The 15,425-nt window shown below is 71.4% G+C and carries 13 protein-coding genes; 7 read left to right on the top strand and 6 right to left on the bottom strand.

The features are described from left to right. The first annotated feature begins 2 nt into the window (after positions 1-2). Positions 3-260, top strand: a complete 258-nt coding sequence (locus OG494_RS44705; RefSeq protein WP_328449316.1) for a hypothetical protein — start codon at positions 3-5, stop codon at positions 258-260. Here the strand turns inward: OG494_RS44705 and metX are convergent. Both metX and OG494_RS44695 read right to left on the bottom strand, forming a co-directional pair. Next, positions 211-1,326 (bottom strand): homoserine O-acetyltransferase MetX, encoded by a 1,116-nt coding sequence (metX, locus tag OG494_RS44700; protein WP_328449314.1) that lies wholly within the window; start codon positions 1,324-1,326, stop codon positions 211-213. The two genes, OG494_RS44705 and metX, sit on opposite strands and share 50 nt — an antisense overlap. Further along, positions 1,323-2,633, bottom strand: a complete 1,311-nt coding sequence (locus OG494_RS44695) for a bifunctional o-acetylhomoserine/o-acetylserine sulfhydrylase (RefSeq protein ID WP_328449312.1) — start codon at positions 2,631-2,633, stop codon at positions 1,323-1,325. The genes metX and OG494_RS44695 overlap by 4 nt, the downstream gene beginning before the upstream one ends. A gap of 190 nt (positions 2,634-2,823) precedes the next feature. Between OG494_RS44695 and rdmE the strand changes: the two genes are divergently transcribed. From rdmE to OG494_RS44680, 3 genes are all read left to right on the top strand, one after another. After that, the gene (rdmE, locus tag OG494_RS44690) at positions 2,824-4,374 is read left to right on the top strand and encodes an aklavinone 12-hydroxylase RdmE (protein WP_328449310.1); all 1,551 of its coding nucleotides are present in this window, start codon (positions 2,824-2,826) and stop codon (positions 4,372-4,374) included. Positions 4,375-4,797: 423 nt separating this feature from the next. After that, positions 4,798-6,360 (top strand): PucR family transcriptional regulator, encoded by a 1,563-nt coding sequence (locus tag OG494_RS44685; RefSeq protein ID WP_328449308.1) that lies wholly within the window; start codon positions 4,798-4,800, stop codon positions 6,358-6,360. A gap of 147 nt (positions 6,361-6,507) precedes the next feature. After that, positions 6,508-7,407: a zinc metalloprotease gene (locus OG494_RS44680; RefSeq protein WP_328449306.1), complete on the top strand. Its 900-nt coding sequence runs from the start codon at positions 6,508-6,510 to the stop codon at positions 7,405-7,407. Positions 7,408-7,471: 64 nt separating this feature from the next. On the opposite strand, the gene OG494_RS44675 is transcribed toward OG494_RS44680, so the two are convergent. Further along, positions 7,472-8,407, bottom strand: coding sequence for a zinc-binding dehydrogenase (locus OG494_RS44675; RefSeq protein ID WP_328449304.1), 936 nt, complete (start codon positions 8,405-8,407; stop codon positions 7,472-7,474). 172 nt (positions 8,408-8,579) lie between these two features. Here OG494_RS44675 and ald point away from each other — a divergent pair, with 172 nt between their 5' ends. Further along, positions 8,580-9,695: an alanine dehydrogenase gene (ald, locus tag OG494_RS44670; protein ID WP_328449302.1), complete on the top strand. Its 1,116-nt coding sequence runs from the start codon at positions 8,580-8,582 to the stop codon at positions 9,693-9,695. A gap of 3 nt (positions 9,696-9,698) precedes the next feature. On the opposite strand, the gene OG494_RS44665 is transcribed toward ald, so the two are convergent. From OG494_RS44665 to OG494_RS44655, 3 genes are read right to left on the bottom strand one after another with little or no spacing between them, the layout of a single operon-like run. Beyond that, positions 9,699-10,829, bottom strand: coding sequence for an acyltransferase family protein (locus tag OG494_RS44665; protein ID WP_328449300.1), 1,131 nt, complete (start codon positions 10,827-10,829; stop codon positions 9,699-9,701). Positions 10,830-10,874: 45 nt separating this feature from the next. After that, entirely contained in the window at positions 10,875-12,227 is a 1,353-nt protein-coding gene (locus OG494_RS44660; RefSeq protein ID WP_328449298.1) for a sensor histidine kinase, read from the bottom strand. Continuing rightward, complete coding sequence (locus tag OG494_RS44655; RefSeq protein ID WP_328449297.1) at positions 12,220-12,885, bottom strand: response regulator transcription factor; 666 nt, start codon at positions 12,883-12,885, stop codon at positions 12,220-12,222. Before OG494_RS44655 ends, OG494_RS44660 begins: the two co-directional genes overlap by 8 nt. Before the next feature lie 539 nt (positions 12,886-13,424). On the opposite strand from OG494_RS44655, the gene OG494_RS44650 reads away from it, so the two are divergent. After that, positions 13,425-14,465, top strand: a complete 1,041-nt coding sequence (locus tag OG494_RS44650; protein ID WP_328449296.1) for an ABC transporter ATP-binding protein — start codon at positions 13,425-13,427, stop codon at positions 14,463-14,465. Next, positions 14,465-15,349: an ABC transporter permease gene (locus OG494_RS44645; RefSeq protein WP_328449295.1), complete on the top strand. Its 885-nt coding sequence runs from the start codon at positions 14,465-14,467 to the stop codon at positions 15,347-15,349. Before OG494_RS44650 ends, OG494_RS44645 begins: the two co-directional genes overlap by 1 nt. Positions 15,350-15,425 lie beyond the last annotated feature (76 nt).

The raw sequence follows: 15,425 nt of genomic DNA, 5'->3' as shown, positions 1-15,425 counted from the left end.
CCATGGCTCTCAAGGATCTTCTCGTCGCGGGCACCGGCCGGCTGGCCGACCGGATCAGCACCGCCGGCGACGAGGCGGGCGAGCGCGCCGACGACGTCGCCTGGCGGGTGGCGAAGCTGTCCGACAAGGCGGCGGAACGGCTCGGCGACGTCGCGGCCGGCGCGTCCCGGCGGGTGGCGGAACGTCTGGTACGGCTGGGAGAACGGGTCGCTAACCCAGCAACGCCTTCACCAAGGCGGCGATCTGCTCGGTCTCGATGAGGAACGAGTCGTGGCCGTACGGCGACGTCACCACCGAAGGCTCCGTCGTCCCCTTGATCCCGGCCGCAATCTCCGCCGACTGGTACAGCGGGTACAGCCGGTCGCTGTCCACGCCGCCGATCACCGCGCGAGCCGTCACCCGGCCCAAGGCCGCCGCGACGCCGCCGCGGTCACGGCCGACGTCGTGGGTGTTCATCGACTCCGTCAGCACCAGGTAGCTGTTCGCGTCGAACCGGCCGGCCAGCTTCTCGGCGTGGTGGTCCAAATAGGACTCGACGGCGAACCGCCCACCCCGCAACGGGTCTTCGTCACCCTGGTACGTCCGGCCGAACCGCTCGGCCAGCTCCGGCTCGCTGCGGTAGGTCACGTGCGCGATCCGGCGCGCGACGCCGAGGCCGCGAAACGGCCCGGCCGGCGCCGAGTAGTAGTCACCGCCGTGCCAGTCCGGGTCCGCGCGGATCGCGTGCAGCTGCGGAGCGGCCCAGGCGATCTGCTCCGCTGACGCGCGCGCCGTCGAGGCCAGGACCAGCACCGTCGCCACCCGCGAGGGCAGCGAAACCGCCCACTCGAGCGCGCGCATCCCGCCCATGGACCCGCCGACGACGGCCGCCCAGCGGCCGATCCCGAGCGCGTCCGCCAGCACCGCCTCGGTCGTGACCTGGTCCCGGACCGTCACGACCGGGAAGCGGCTGCCCCACGGCGTCCCGTCCGGGTCGGGCGACGACGGCCCGGTCGAGCCCTGGCAGCCGCCGAGCACGTTCGGGACCACGACGAAGAACTCCGTGGTGTCCAAAGCTTTTCCGGGCCCGATCAGCCCGTCCCACCAGCCCGCACCGGGGTGCCCGGGCTCGGCCGGGCCGGCGGCGTGGCTGTCGCCGGTCAGCGCGTGCTCGACGAGGATCGCGTTGGACGCGTCGGAGTTGAGCGTCCCCCACGTCTCGTAGGCCAGGGTGTAGCCGGGCAGCGCACCACCGGCCTCGAGCGTGAGCCCGGGGCCGGTGACGAACTGCCGGCGGCCTGGCGGATCGGTGATCCGCCAGGCCCCGGTGACGGGCTCAGCCGTCACAGATCCGCCTTGGCCGCCCGGAATCCGGCTTCCAGGTCGGCCTTGAGGTCCTCGACGCCTTCCAGCCCGACGGCGAGCCGGACCAGGCCCGGCGTCACGCCGCTGGCCAGCTGCTCTTCCGGCGAAAGCTGGCTGTGCGTGGTGGACGCCGGGTGCACGATCAGGCTACGGACGTCACCGATGTTGACCAGCTGGCTGTGCAGTTCGGTGCCGTCGACGAACTTGCGGCCCGCGTCCACGCCGCCGCGCAGGTCGAACGACAGCACCGCGCCCGCGCCGCGCGGCAGGTACTTCTGCGCCGCGGAGTAGAACGGACTGGACGGCAGGCCGGCGTAGTAGACCTTCTCGACCTCGTCGCGCTGCTCGAGCCACTCGGCGAGCGCCTGCGCGTTCGCCACGTGCCGCTCGAGGCGCAGCGACAGCGTCTCGATGCCCTGCAGGATCAGGAAGCTGTTCAACGGTGAGATGGCCGCGCCGGTGTCGCGCAGGATCTGGACGCGCGCCTTCGCGGCGTACGCGCCCGGGCCGAGCGCCTCCCAGTACTTGAGACCGTGGTAGCTCGGGTCGGGCTCGGTGAAGCCCGGGAACTTCGCCGCGTCCTTGCCGAAGTCGAACGTGCCGCCGTCGACCAGTACACCGGCCACCGTGGTGCCGTGGCCGCCGAGGTACTTGGTCGCCGAGTGGACGACGATGTCGGCGCCGTGCTCGATCGGGCGCAGCAGGAACGGCGTCGGCACCGTGTTGTCGACGACCAGTGGGACGCCGGCCTCGTGCGCGGTGTCGGCGACGCCGCGGATGTCGAGGACGTTGCTGCCCGGGTTGGCCAGCGTCTCGGCGAAGAACAGCTTCGTGTTCGGGCGGACGGCGGCGCGCCACTGCTCGAGGTCGTCCTGGTCCTCGACGAACGAGACCTCGATGCCGAGCTTCGGCAGCGTGTAGTGGAAGAGGTTGTAGGTGCCGCCGTAGAGCGACGGGCTGGAGACGAAGTGGTCGCCCGCGTTGGCGAGGTTGAGGATCGCCGCGGTGGTGGCGGCCGAACCGGACGCGAACGCGAGCGCCGCGACGCCGCCTTCGAGCGCGGCGACCCGCTGCTCCAGGACGTCCTGGGTCGGGTTCATGATCCGCGTGTAGATGTTGCCCGGCTCGGCCAGGCTGAACAGGTCGGCGCCGTGCTGGCTGTCGCGGAAGACGTACGACGTCGTCTGGTAGATCGGCGTCGCCCGCGCGCCCGTGGCCGGATCCGGCGCGGCGCCCGCGTGGATCTGCCTGGTCTCGAAGGACCACGCCGAGGTGTCGTCCGCGCTCATCGGTTCTCCTTGCGGCTCAAGGGGGTGCTGGAGGGCTGCTCGTCCGAAGCTACTTCGGCCGAACGGAGTACCCAACCGTTCCCACCTCCTGGGAGACACGCTACCCGGGGTGGTCGCGAACAATTGTCTTGCTAACTGAATCTCTCTGTCACTAAGATACTTTTACAGGGAGACTCAACGGGAGGTAGTCATGACGGAACGGGCACAGGTGCTGGTCGTGGGGGCCGGACTCGGCGGATTGTCGGCGTCGATGTTCCTGGCGCAGGACGGAGTGGACGTGCTGACGGTCGAGCGGCACGCGGGAACGTCGGTCCACTCGCGGGCCTCCGGGCAGAACTGGCGCACGATGGAGCTGTTCCACTGGGCGGGCATCGACGACGACGTGCTGCACGCCAGCCCGAGAGCGTCCCAGGGCCTGCGGATCACGGTCGCGACCAGCCTGGCCGGGCAGGTGTTCCACCGGATCACCGAGGACGGCAGCGAGTTCGACGTCTCGGCCACGACCACGATGCCGCACGGCATGGCCGGGCAGGACGTCGTCGAGCCGATCCTGCTGGCGGCCGCGGAGAAGGCGGGCGCGCGCGTCCGGTTCCGGACCGAACTCGTCGAGCTGACCCAGGACGACGACGGCGTCACCGCGACGCTGCGGCACCGCGACTCCGGCGAGGAGACGTTGGTGCGCGCGGACTACGTCGTCGCGGCCGACGGCGGGCGCAGCGGGATCCGGCAGGCGCTGGGCATCGCGACCGACGGCTTGGACGGGCTCAGTCACTGCCTGGGCGTGGTGTTCGACGCCGACCTCGGCGACCGCGTCAAGGCGGGCGTGACCGACCTGTTCTACCTGCGGCACCCGGAGTTCACCGCCGGGCTGACGAACACCGACGTCGCCGGCCGGTACGTCTTCGGCCCGGATTACCACCCGGAACGCGGCGAGAGCCCGGACGACTTCGGCCACGACCGGCTGGTCGCGATGATCCGCACCGCCACCGACCTGCCGGAGCTCGATCCGAAGATCGTCTGGACGGGCTCGTGGGAGATCGCCGCGCGGCTGGCGGAGCGGTTCCGGTCCGGGCGGGTCTTCCTGGTCGGCGACGCGGCGAAGGTGACCCCGCCGACCGGTGGCCAGGGCGGCAACACGGCGGTCGGCGACGGCGCGGACATCGCGTGGAAGCTCGCTTCGGTCCTTCGCGGCGACGCGGGCGACGCGCTGCTGGACACCTACGAGGCCGAGCGGAAGCCGATCGCGCGGATGATTGTCGACATGTCGCTGCACAACCTGAAGGAGCGCATGCGTCCCGACCTGGACGTCTCCGGGCTGACGAAGGCCGAGGACCCCTTGGCGGCGGTCCTCGGGTTCCGCTACCGGTCGACGGCGGTGCTCTCGGAGGAGCCGGACGACGGCGCACGCGTCGAAGACATCCTGGCGCCGACCGGCCGGCCCGGTTTCCGCGCGCCCGGCATGGCGTCCACAGTGGACTTGCTGGGGCATTCGTGGGTACTGCTCTGCGCCGGCGACGATTCGCGGTGGGCCCCGGCGGCTTCGGACATCGCGACCGGGACCAGGGTGCGGCTGGATTGCCACGCTGTGGAAGGTGACGAGTTCGCCGCGAAGTACGGACTGTCCCGCGGGGGTGCGTCCCTGGTGCGGCCGGACGGCATCGTCGCCTGGCGCGCGAAGGAGCCGGCCGAGGACCCGGCGGGCGAGTTGGGGCGAGTGCTGACGGCGGTCCTGTCGCGTTAGAGCCGTCCCAGCACCCAGTGGAAGGTCGCGTCGCCCTCGGGCTCGCGCATCGTCACCTGCTCGTCCACGACCAGCGTGAAACCGGCGGCTTCGAGGAGCCGCCGGTCTTCAGCCAGCCGGCGATGGTGTTCGAAACCGTCTCCGTCGGGAGAAAGACCACCGCACACACCCCTGTTGCGGGGAAGGAGCGGTCAGGATCAGCGCGCGATCCGTCCCGGACACCGAGTCGATCGGCTCGGAAGACTTCGCGTCGTTCGACGAGCACCAGCGGGCATGGCCCCGGACAACAGCGGGTGTCAGTTCGTCAACCGCGCCGGAACCCTCAGACGTGTGCGTCGACTCGGACGAACGGGGCTACGGCCGGATCCGGCACCCTGGTGATCCGGGCGGGCGGCCGCGGTCTGCTTCGGCGAGAATGAGCCGGTGGTGTCGGTGCGCAGCGTGGTCGACCGGGTGGGGCCGACGCTGCTCCACGCGCTCCAGGTGCCCGACGACTCGCCCGCCGTCGCCGATGTCGTGATCGCCGAGCCCGGCGGGGGCGTCACCCTTGCCGCCGGGGACCTCGTGCTCGGCGTCGCCACCACCGGGCCCGAAGATGCCGCCGAGCTGGTGAAACAGAGCGCCGAGCAGGGCGCCGCCGCGGTGCTGCTCAAGCCGCCCGTCGCCGCGAAGACGTCGGTGAAGCGGGCGGCGAAAGCCGCCGGGATCGCGCTGATCCAGGTGCACGCCGCGACGTCGTGGGCGCAGCTCGTGTGGCTGCTGCGGACCGTCCTCGACGCGCTCGCCGACGAGTCCGAGAACCTCGAGAACGACACCGGCTCCGGCGATCTCTTCCGGCTGGCCGACGCCGTCGCGTCCGTTGTGGACGCTCCGGTGACCATCGAGGACACCAACTCGCGCGTGCTCGCCTACTCCGCCCGTCAGGACCTCACCGACCCCGCGCGCGTCGCCACGATCATGGGCCGCCGCATCCCGGACGACGTCCTCGCGCGGTTCCGCTCGCGCGGGGTGTTCCGCGAGCTCTCGCGCGGGCGGCAGACGATCTTCGTACCGGCCCAGCGCGACGGCACGCTGCCTCGGCTGATCGTGCCGATCCGGATGGGCGGCGAGCTGCTCGGCTCGATGTGGGCGGTGGTCGCCGGGCCGGTGTCCGACGAGCGCGCGGCCGCCTTCGCCGACGCCGCCCCGGTCGTCGCGCTGCACCTGCTGCGGCGGCGGGCCTACACGGACGCGCAGCGCCGCGCGTCGGCCGAGCTGTTGCGGGGTGTGCTCGAAGGCCGGGCGAACCCGCGCAAGGCGATGGCGGAGCTGGACCTGTCCGACGAGCCGCACCGCGTGGTCGTCATCGAGGTCACCGGCGGCGACGGCCGGGACGCCGAGGGCCTGCGGCTCGCGTTGCTGGAACGGCTGTCCCAGGGCATCGGCCGCCGTCCGGTGGCCACCGAGCTGGGCGGCCTGCTCTACGCCGTGGTCCCGGACCGCGCCGGCTCCGGCGGCTGGGCCGAGCTGCGCGAGGCGCTCGCGACGCAGTCGGCGTCCCGGCGCGGCGGCGCCCCGCGAGCCGCGGCGGGCGCGCCCGGCGAGATCGGCGACCTCTCGACGTCCCGCGCCCAAGCCGACGAAGCGCTCGGCCTGCTCCGCGCGGAAATCCTCGACGAGCGTGTCATCACCTTCGACGAGGCTTGGACGGCCCTGGCGCTGCACCGCGGGGCGACGGCGGCGGTCGCGGCGAAGGTCGCGGACCTCGGACCGCTCGGCGCGTTGCGCGCCCACGACGAGACGAGCAAGGCCGGGTACGCCGACACGCTCTACGAGTGGCTGCGGCACCCCGGCGACCCGCGGGCGGCGGCGCGCGAGCTGCGGATCCACCCCAACACCCTGCGGTACCGGATGCGGAAGCTGCTGGAGCTGGTCCCGCTCGACCTCGACGACCCCGACGTCCGGCTCGCGCTGATCACCCAGCTGGTGGCGTTGCGCTGGAGCTGAGCCGTTCTGGCTTATGCACTGGTCCGCATGGATCGCGCCGATAGTACGGATTGTCCTTTCCCGCCGAAAGAAGGTGGATTCCGGCGGTTCGACGGCGCATTTTCGCTGCACCACCCGGGGTGGCCGGGTCGTCGCAGAGGAGTGTCCATGAGTTTTCGCAGGGCCCTGAAGCTGGGCGCGGTGTCCGCGCTCTCCCTGGTTTCCCTGGCCGTCCCGGGCACCACGGCCGGCAGTGCCGTCGCGGCGCCGAGCGGCGACTGCTTCACGCCCACGCAGTCCGCGGACCGCAGCAAGGACGGCCACGCCGACAGCCTGTCGCCGGCCGAAGCAGCCCGCGTCGAAGCCGACATGCAGAGCAAGCTGGCCGGCAAGCGCGCCGCGCTGGCACCCGCGGCGACGTCGATCCCGGTGTACTTCCACGTGATCACCAGCGGCTCGACCGGCAACCTGCCGGCCGCCACGATCACCAAGCAGATCTCGGTGCTCAACAGCGCGTACGGCAGCAAGGGCTTCAGCTTCAGCCTGGTGAGCACGGACTACACGAACAACTCCACCTGGTACAACGGCATCACCGACGGCACATCCGCCGAGCGCAACATGAAGAACGCGCTGCGCAAGGGCGGCAAGAACGCGCTGAACATCTACACCGCCAACCTCGGTGACGACCTGCTCGGCTGGGCGACGTTCCCGTGGAACTACACGTCGTCGCCGAAGCTCGACGGCGTCGTCATCCTCGACGAGTCCCTCCCGGGCCGCTCGGCGACCAACTACAACGAGGGTGACACGGCAACCCACGAAGTCGGCCACTGGATGGGGCTCTACCACACGTTCCAGGGCGGCTGCTCCGGTTCGGGCGACTACGTCTCGGACACCCCGGCCGAAGCCACCGCGACGTCCGGCTGCCCGGCGAGCAAGAACACCTGCTCGGCCGCGGGCAGCGACCCGATCCACAACTTCATGGACTACAGCTACGACGGCTGCATGTACGAATTCACCGCGGGCCAGGGCACGCGGATGACCAGCTCCTGGTCGGCCTACCGCGCCTGACGCTCAAAGCTGTGAATGGCACATTGAGGGACTCTGAGTCCCTCAATGTGCCATTCACGGCTTTTCACGGGACCAGCAGCGTTTTGCCCACTGTGGTGCGGGATTCCATCGCCGCGTGGGCGTCGGCTGCCTGGGCCAGCGGGAAGCGCTGGCCGATCAGGGGGACCAGGCGGCCCTCCGCCGCTTCCGTCAACGCCGACTTCGTGAACGTGCGCATGTCCTCGGGGCCGCCGATCCCGCGGACCAGCGAGACGTCTCGGGCGGCAGCGTCCTCTTCGGACACTTCCGCCCACGAACCGCCCGCCAGGCCGTAGCTCGCCATCCGGCCGCCGGGGCGCAACAGGCCGAACGCCGCCGTGCCGATGGCGCCGCCCACGCCGTCGAAGACCACGTCGACCTCGCCGACCGCAGACGTCCAGTCCGGGCGCGAGTAGTCGACGACCGCGTCGGCGCCCAGCACTCGTGCCACCTTCGCCGGGCCGCCCGCGGCGCCCACCACGGACGCCCCCGCGGCCTTCGCCAGCTGGACCAGCAGGCCGCCGACCCCGCCCGCCGCCGCTTCGACCAGTACCCGGTCGCCGGGCCGCACCCCGGTCGCGTGGATCAGGCCGGTCGCGGTGCGGCCGTCCGCGAGCAACGCCACCGCCGCGTCGAGCGCCAGCCCCTCCGGCACCGGGAACACCGACGCCGCGTCCACCGCGACGCGTTGGGCATACCCGCCGGAACCCCCGGTCGACGTGACCACCCGCTGCCCGGCGAGGTCCGGGTCCACCCCCGCGCCGACCGCGCTGATCACGCCGCCGACGCCGTTGCCGGGCACGATCGGCAGCCGGGGACGGAACGGTCCCGGGCCGCCCGCCCGCATCTGCGTCTCGACGAACGTGGTGTTCGCGAACGCCACCTCGACCACCACCCGGCCGTCCCCCGCGACCGGGTCCGGGGCCTCCCCCGGGACGAGTACTTCCGGACCGCCGAACTCCCGCATCCACACCACGCGCATGCCGCACAGGTTGCAACTTCAAGCGCGGTCGAAGTCAATGGCCTGTCGGCTCAGCACTATGAACGCGTCGAATAACTGTCCGCTCAGCACGATGACACCGCCGTCCGGGTGGCTCACCGTGAAGGACACCACCGCACCGATTCCGGACGCAGACCGACCCAGGAGGCCGACCGTGCGTATCGCCGTTCCCCGTGAGATCAAGAAGCACGAGTACCGGGTCGCGCTGACCCCGGCGGGGGTGCACGAGCTGGTCGGCCGCGGGCACGACGTGTTCGTCGAGACCGGTGCCGGTGTCGGCTCCTCGATCACCGACGAGGAGTACGTCGCCGCCGGCGCGAAGATCCTCGCCACCGCGGACGAGACCTGGGCCCAGGGCGAGCTCGTGCTCAAGGTCAAGGAGCCGATCGCCGAGGAGTACCCGCGGCTGCGCGCCGACCAGGTGCTCTTCACCTACCTGCACATCGCCGCCGACCGGCCGCTGACCGACGCGCTGCTGGCCGCGGGCACCACCGCGATCGCCTACGAGACCGTCCAGACGGCCAACGGCGCGCTGCCGCTGCTCGCCCCGATGTCCGAGGTCGCGGGCCGGCTGGCCCCGCAGGTCGGCGCGTTCTCCCTGATGAAGCCGAGCGGCGGCCGCGGCGTGCTGCCCGGCGGCATCCCCGGCGTGCACCCGGCGCGCGTCGTCGTCATCGGCGGTGGCGTGGCCGGCCTCAACGCCGCCCGCGTCGCGCTGGGCCTCGGTTCGGACGTCGAGATCCTGGACACCAACGTCGACCGCCTCCGCCAGATCGACAACGACTTCGGCGGCCGCATCCGCACGGTGACGTCGAACCGCCTGTCGGTCGAGGAGGCCGTGCTGCAGGCCGACATGGTCGTCGGCGCGGTGCTGGTGCCGGGCGCGAAGGCGCCGAAGCTGGTCTCGAACGAGCTGGTCTCGCGGATGAAGGCGGGCAGCGTGCTCGTCGACATCGCGATCGACCAGGGCGGCTGCTTCGCCGACTCCCGCCCGACCACCCACGACGACCCGACCTACACCGTGCACGAGTCGGTCTTCTACTGCGTCGCGAACATGCCGGGCGCGGTGCCCCGCACGTCCACTTACGGCCTCACGAACGTCACGCTGCCCTACGCGGTCCAGCTGGCCGAGCACGGCTGGAAGACGGCGCTGCAGGCGGACGCGGCCTTGGCGAAGGGCCTCAACACCCACGCCGGCGCCCTGACCAACGGCCCGGTCGCGGTGGCCCACGACCTGCCGCACACGCCGCTGGCCACCGTCCTCGCCTGACCATCACCTCACCCGAGCGGGTCCCTGCCGTGCGTCGGCAGGGGCCCGCTCTCCTTTTGCCAAGAGTTTGGCCAGGAGCCGCCGGCCGTACGCGATGGCCGGCAGCTCGACCCAGCGGCGCAGCCCGCACGCGAAGAGCAACGCGACGGCCGACGTCGCGGCGGCCTTGGCGAGGCCGGTCGGCAGCAGGAGGCCGGTCACGCCCGCGGCGCCGGTCTGCGCGAGGTACAGCGCGTACGACCGGTCCCCGACGAACGTGAACGGGCGGCTCGCCAGCAGCCGCCGGACCGGACTCTGCGCGATCACGGCGACGAGCAGCAGCGCCGACCCGGCCGCGTAGATCGGGACGACGTACTGCCAGTGCCCGCCGAGCGACTGCCCCAGCGGCTTGACCGAGAACTGCAGCACGACGAATCCCAACGCCACCAGCACCGCCGCGGCCGGGCTGGTCAGCGGCCGGAACACAGCGAACCCGCGCGGGTGATGCAGCGCCAGGCCGAGCAGGCAGCCGATGACCAGCGAGCAGTAGTGCACGGACAAGCTCGCCCACTGCGCCGACGGCGCCAGCGGCAGCACGCCGAGCACGAAGCACACCACACCGGCGCCGATCACGGCGCGCAGCAAGGATTTCCGGCTGCGCGCGAACGACGTCAGCACGAGCAGCGCGGGCCAGACGAGGTAGAACTTCTCCTCCACACCCAGCGACCACGACGTCGGGTAGGGCGTGTTGTAGTCGACGACCTCGTTGAAGAACGTCAGGTAGAACGGCACCGCGTCGGCGAGCCGGCTGGCGTGGTAGGTCCCGGCGAGCGTCACGGCCAGCGCCGTCAACCCGAGCAGCAGGAAGTACACCGGCAGGATCCGGAAGACGCGGCGGACGTAGAAGCCGCGCAGGGAAATCCGGCCCGTGCGGTCCTCTTCCCGCAGCGCGAGGGTCGTGATGAGGAAACCGGACAGCACGAAGAACAGCTGGACGGCGATCCAGCCCTGCAGCCGGTCGACGACCGGGCCGCCGTAGTGGAAGAACACGACGGCGAGGGCGGCGAGCGCGCGCAGGCCGGTCAAGCCGGGAAACCACGACGACGCGCGGAACTCGGCGTGGTCGAGCGGCCGCCACCAGGAACGAACGATCATGGCCGCAGCGTCGGGCGCGGACGCTGAACCGGAGCTGAAGCGACCTTAAGACGTCTTCAGCTCCGGGAGCCGGACGACGAACCGGCTCCCGCCTTCGACCTCGGCGGTGCCGCCGTGGGCGCGGGCGATGTCGGCGACGATGGCGAGCCCCAGCCCGGCGCCGCCGTCGTCGCGGGCGCGGCCGTCGTCCAGCCGGACGAAGCGGTCGAAGACGCGCTCGCGGTCCGCCTCCGGGATGCCGGGGCCGTCGTCGCTGACCGCGAGCACCGCCTGTCCGTCCACAACGGACACTTCGACGACGACGCGGGACGTCGCGTGCCGCTCGGCGTTGTCGACGAGGTTGCGGACCAGCCGTTCCAGCCGGGGCCGGTGGCCGCGCACGACCGGCGTCGCGCGGACTTCGAAGTGGACGTCGCGACCGGCGACCGCGGCTTCGGCCACCTCGGCCAGGGCCACCGGTTCGAGGCGGTCCGGGCCGGCGTCCAGCTTGCCGAGCAGCACGAGGTCCGCGACGAGGTCCTGCATCCGGGTGACGTCGAGCAGCGCGTTCTCGCAGGCGGCGCGCCAGTCGAGCCGGTCGGGGTGGGCCAGCAGCACCTCCAGCTGCGTCCGCATCGAGGCGAGCGGGGTGCGCAGCTCGTGCGACGCGTCGGAGGTGAACCGGCTCTGCCGGGTGACGGCGTCGTCGAGCCGGGCGAGCATCGAGTTCATCGTCGCGGCGAGGCGCGCGATCTCGTCGGCGCTGCCCGGCGCGGGGACGCGGCGGCCGAGGTCGTGCGCGCCGATCTCGGCGACCTCGGCGCGGATCGCCTCGACCGGCCGCAGCGAGCGGCTGACGGCGAACCACGCGATCACGCCGATCAGCACGGCGACCGCGGGGACGCCGGCGGTGAGCGTGGCGCGGGCCGAGTCGACCGCCGCCTGGCCTTCGGGGTCGATCCGGACACCGGCGTAGACGTCGTACTCGCTGTCGCCGCTGACCTCGTGGATGACGTGCACGGTGAGGTCTTCGTCGAGCCCGCCCAGTTCGGGGGCGCAGCCGACGGAGGCGGGATCGGCCCGGTCGACGGCGCCCGGCCCCACCGTGACGTCGGCGTCGTACGCGGCCAAGGTGGCCCCGCGCAGCGCCGGGCAGGACGCCAGCCGGTGCCCCGACCGGTCGGTGACTTCGTAGATCGAGTCACGGACGAGCAGTCGCAGGTCATCGGGCTTGGCGCCGGTGTCGAGCAGCTGGACGATCGCTTCCGCGTGGGCCACGGCGAGCTGCTGGGCGGCGTTTTCGAGGCGGCTTTGGGACTGGACCACGAACCAAACGGACACCGCCCCGAGCGCGACAGCGGAGGTTGCGAAAGCCGTCAGCGCGACGCGGAAGCGGGTCGAGCGGAACACCCTACGCACCGGAAGCCACCACGAGGTAGCCCGCGCCGCGGACCGTCCGGATGGTCTCGCCGCCGAGCTTCCGGCGTAACGCGCTGACGTGGACCTCCACCAGGTTGGCGGTGGCCGAGGAGGCGAAGTCCCACAGGTTGTCGAGCAGCTCGGCCTTGGTGACGACCTGCCCCGGCCGTTGCACGAGGTAGGCGAGCAGCGCGAACTCCTTGCCGGTGAGCGTGATGTCGGAGTCTCCGCGCCGGCAGCTGCGCGTGGCCGGGTCGAGTTCGAGGTCCCCCAGTTTGAGGACCCCCGGCCGGGTGGCGCCACCGCGGCGGATGAGGGCGCGCAGCCGGGAGAGCAGGACGCCGTAGGAGAAGGGCTTGGGCAGGAAGTCGTCGGCGCCGGTGTCGAGGGCCTCGATCTCGTCGTCCTCGCCGTCCTTGGCGGTGAGCATGAGGATCGGGGTGCTGTCCCCTTGATCGCGCAGCCGCCGGCAGACGCGGTAGCCGTTGAGGCCGGGAAGCATGATGTCGAGCACGATGGCCGAGTAGGGATGTTCCCCGGCGAACCACAGAGCATCCCGCCCGTTGTGCGCGACATCGACGGCATACCCCTCGGCACTGAGCCCGGCCCGCAAGGCCTCGGCCAGCCGCAGCTCGTCCTCGACGAGCAAGATCCGCATCGAGCCAAGATGCCACAGCAACCCCACAAACGCCGGAGCAGGCAACACAGGCACCCAAGAGCGAGAGCAAGAGCAAGAGCAGAAGCCGGCCACACCTCCACCGGAAGCCGCCGGCCCCGAAGCCGGCCACGCTGGAAGCGGAGCAGAAGGCACCGTGGGGGTCCGGGGGCTCGGCCCCCGGGAGAAACAATGAAGACGAAGCGAAGGGCGAAGCCCGAAGCGGAGACGTAAACGGCGACCCGCTCAACCAACCTGGGGGTCATTGGGAGCGGGCCGCCGTGTTCCACCTTAGAGGGCGCGGGGCGACTTTGCTGCACCGGGTCGGCAAGTCTGGCAAATTCTTTATCAACTCGACCCGCCCACGAGTGACTGTCGACCGCAAACCCTCTGGTCAGACGCTCGCCACTGCTACCGCCCGTGCCCGGAACCGGTTGCGGAACGTGACGAAGGTCGCTCTCGGCCGGTTCCGCCGTTCCGTGCGCGCGGGTCGCCCGAGTAGGGCAGGATGCGCCCCATCAGCGGGAACGTTAGGGGACGGTATGCACGACGGCAGTGGCCGGATTGTGGTGCAGAACCTGAGCAAGCAGTTCGGCACGGTGAACGCCGTGCAGAACCTGAGTTTCACGGTCGAGCCGGGTTCGGTGACGGGCTTCCTCGGCCCGAACGGCGCCGGCAAGACGACGACGCTCCGCATGTTGCTCGGGCTGGTGACGCCGACGCAGGGGTCGGCGACGATCAACGGGAGGCCGCACTCGCAGCTGGGGAACCCGGCGCGGGTGGTGGGCTCGGTGCTCGAGAACGAGGGGTTCCACCCGAGCCGGACGGCGCGCAACCACCTGCGGGTCTATGCCGCCGCGATCGGGGTGCCCGATCAGCGCGCGGACGACGTCCTGGGCCTGGTCGGCCTGGGCAGCGCCGCCGACCGGAAGGCGGGCGGGTTCTCGCTCGGCATGCGGCAGCGGCTCGCGCTGGCGACGGCGTTGCTGGGCGATCCGCAGGTGCTGGTGCTCGACGAGCCGACGAACGGCCTGGACCCGGAGGGCATCCTCTGGCTGCGCAACTTCCTGCGCTCTTACGCCCGTGAGCAGCATCGCACGGTGCTCGTGTCGAGCCACCTGCTCAACGAGGTGGAGCAGCTGATCGACCAGGTGGTCATCATCAGCCAGGGCGTGACGCGCTACAACGGGTCGCTGGATCAGCTGCGCAAGGGCCAGCAGTCGCGGGTGCTCGTGCAGCCGGCGGATCCCGCGGCGCTGGTGAAGGCGTTGCAGGAGAACGGCATCAACCAGGTTTCGCCGACGCCGGACGGCCGGGTCGCCGTCGCGGGCTCGTCGGTGCAGCAGATCGGGGACCTGGCCGCGAAGGCCGGGATCGCGGTCTACGGGATGCAGGAGGAGCACGCCGACCTCGAGCGGATGTTCTTCCAGCTGACGCAGGGCCAGTTCAGCGGCGGTCCTCAGGGGTATCCCCCGCAGCCGCAGTACCAGGGCCCGCCGCCGCCCGGCTACCCGCAGCAGTACCAGCAGGGTCCGCCGTCGGGGCCGCAACAGCAGCAGCACTGGGGAGGTCCGCAGCAGTGATGGGGAACCTGATCAAGGCGGAGTTCCGCAAGACGCTCTCGCTGAAGACGTGGTGGGTGCTGCTCATTCCGCTGGCGCTGGTGGCGTTCTGGCTGACGTTCGCGTGGGGCAAGATCACCAACGACTTCGCGGACTTCCTGAGCTCCGACAGCGACGCCCGGCAGGTCACCCGGCTGATCGGCCTGGACCCGAACCAGGTGCCGGTGGGGCTGCTCGCGCTGGCGCACGGCGTGAACATCGCGCAGCTCGTCCCGGGACTGTTCGGCATCTTCGCGCTGGCCGGCGAGTACCGCAGCAAGACGATCACGACGACGTTCCTGACCGCGCCGAACCGGATCTCGGCGCTGACCGCGAAGATGCTCACCTACGTCGGGTGGGGCGCGATCTACGGGCTGGTCAGCTTCGGCGTCTCGGCGATCGCCGTGATGGCGTCGGTCGACTCGGGCCGCTGGCCGTCGGCGGGCCAGTGGCTGGCCGCGCTCGGCGGGACGGTGCTGGCCGCGGTGCTGGTGACGTTGTTCGGCATCGGCTTCGGCGCGGTGCTGCGCAGCGTGCCGCTGGCGGTGGTGCTGTTCCTGGTGTGGTTCCTGATCGTGGAGAACGTCCTGGTGATCCTGCTCTGGGGCCAGACGACCCTGCTGGGCGGGATCCTGCCGAACGGCACGGCGAACGGCATCGTCGGCGGTATCGCCGCGGACGCGTTCGGGTTCAACTCGCTCAACCTGCCCGCCGACGTCAACACGGGGGCGCAGCTGCTGCTGCAGTACACCGCGGCCGCGCCCGGCGTGCTCTCGTGGTGGGCCTCGGCGCTGATCTTCTTCGCGTGGACGATGCTCTTCTTCGGCTTCGGCTGGCTGGGCAACCAGAAGCGCGACATCACCTGATCCCGGAAGCCCGCGAAAGCCCCCTTACCGACCGAAAACGCCGGCGAGGGGGCTTTCGCGGCTTTCGGGGAAATAT

Source organism: Amycolatopsis sp. NBC_00438, assembly GCF_036026695.1.
In the GTDB taxonomy this organism is placed as follows: domain Bacteria; phylum Actinomycetota; class Actinomycetes; order Mycobacteriales; family Pseudonocardiaceae; genus Amycolatopsis.
Note: the sequence above shows the minus strand (reverse complement) of the source record. Positions and strands in the feature narration are given on the sequence as shown.

Coding starts and splice junctions, on each gene's coding strand:
- OG494_RS44705 (WP_328449316.1), top strand. CDS start 3: ATGGCTCTCAAGGATCTTCTCGTCGCGGGCACCGGCCGGCTGGCCGAC.
- OG494_RS44695 (WP_328449312.1), bottom strand. CDS start 2,633: ATGAGCGCGGACGACACCTCGGCGTGGTCCTTCGAGACCAGGCAGATC.
- rdmE (WP_328449310.1), top strand. CDS start 2,824: ATGACGGAACGGGCACAGGTGCTGGTCGTGGGGGCCGGACTCGGCGGA.
- OG494_RS44680 (WP_328449306.1), top strand. CDS start 6,508: ATGAGTTTTCGCAGGGCCCTGAAGCTGGGCGCGGTGTCCGCGCTCTCC.
- OG494_RS44675 (WP_328449304.1), bottom strand. CDS start 8,407: ATGCGCGTGGTGTGGATGCGGGAGTTCGGCGGTCCGGAAGTACTCGTC.
- OG494_RS44665 (WP_328449300.1), bottom strand. CDS start 10,829: ATGATCGTTCGTTCCTGGTGGCGGCCGCTCGACCACGCCGAGTTCCGC.
- OG494_RS44655 (WP_328449297.1), bottom strand. CDS start 12,885: ATGCGGATCTTGCTCGTCGAGGACGAGCTGCGGCTGGCCGAGGCCTTG.
- OG494_RS44650 (WP_328449296.1), top strand. CDS start 13,425: ATGCACGACGGCAGTGGCCGGATTGTGGTGCAGAACCTGAGCAAGCAG.
- OG494_RS44645 (WP_328449295.1), top strand. CDS start 14,465: ATGGGGAACCTGATCAAGGCGGAGTTCCGCAAGACGCTCTCGCTGAAG.